A 972-nucleotide genomic window follows, 5' to 3' on the forward strand; every position below is an offset into this window, starting at 1 on the left:
TTAGAGGTCGCGCGGAATGGTGGTGGTCATCGGCGGCGGTTGGGGCGGGTGTCCCATCGGTAGAGGGTCCATGCGCGTCGGGTCAGGCTACGGACGGTGATGATCGCGTCGGCGAGGTCAAAGTAGGCGTCGATGACCTTCTCGGTTCGTTCGTAGCAGCGTTGCAGCCGGTTGAACGCGTTGTGCCAGCTGTTGGTCCGTTCGACGTGCCACCGTTGGCCGGCTTGGATGGGTGCCTTGTCGCCCTTGTGGGCGATCTGGCCGGTCAGGCCGCGTTCGGCCAGCAGTGTGCGGGTCGCTGCGGAGTCGTAGCCGGCGTCGAGATGCACCGTGATGCTCTCGGGCAGTGGGCCGAGGCCGTTGAGGTGGTCGAGGGTGGGCGCCAGCAGCGGTGAGTCGTGTCGGTTCGCGCCGGCCAGGACCCGGCCGAGGGGAATGCCGTAGCCGTCGACCATCGTGGAACGCTTCATGCCCCGCTTGCCTCGGTCGACCGGGGACCGCCCGGCGCAGTCGCCACCACCGGGGGCCTTGGTGATGCAGCCGTCCACGGCGATGTCGTCCAGGACCAGGCCGACGAGTCGGTCGTAGGCGTCCACTGCGATCTGCTTGAGCTGGGCGAACATCCCGAGACTGATCCACTCGTCACGACGGCCACGGATCGTGGTGGCCGAACAGGTGGCATCGGCGATCGCCTCGTACGAGCAGCCGAACCGCAGCACCTGGACCAGCTTGTCGAACACGATCCGGTCATCGACGCGCTTACGGTGACAGCCCAACGGATGCGTCGGCTGGTACATGGGCCGCTCGGGTAGCAGCGCGGCGAACTGGACCCACAACGGCTCGATCAGCCATGCTGGGATAGCAGGCACAGAACCTCCCGTGATCACGAAGCGTCAGCAACTTCATGATCACCAGTTCTGTGCCTGCATCCGATCAGGCGCGCCGATCAACCCACCATTCCGCGCGACCTCT

Annotated in this window: 1 protein-coding gene; it reads right to left on the reverse strand. The window is 66.0% G+C overall.

The genetic code is table 11. From position 1 onward, the window contains the following. Positions 1–26 precede the first annotated feature (26 nt). On the reverse strand, positions 27–869 hold the full coding sequence (locus tag Vqi01_RS30345) for an IS5 family transposase (RefSeq protein WP_204038559.1): 843 nt from the start codon (positions 867–869) through the stop codon (positions 27–29). Positions 870–972 lie beyond the last annotated feature (103 nt).

Origin of the sequence: Micromonospora qiuiae (genome assembly GCF_016863555.1) — a bacterium.
Taxonomy (GTDB): domain Bacteria; phylum Actinomycetota; class Actinomycetes; order Mycobacteriales; family Micromonosporaceae; genus Micromonospora; species Micromonospora qiuiae.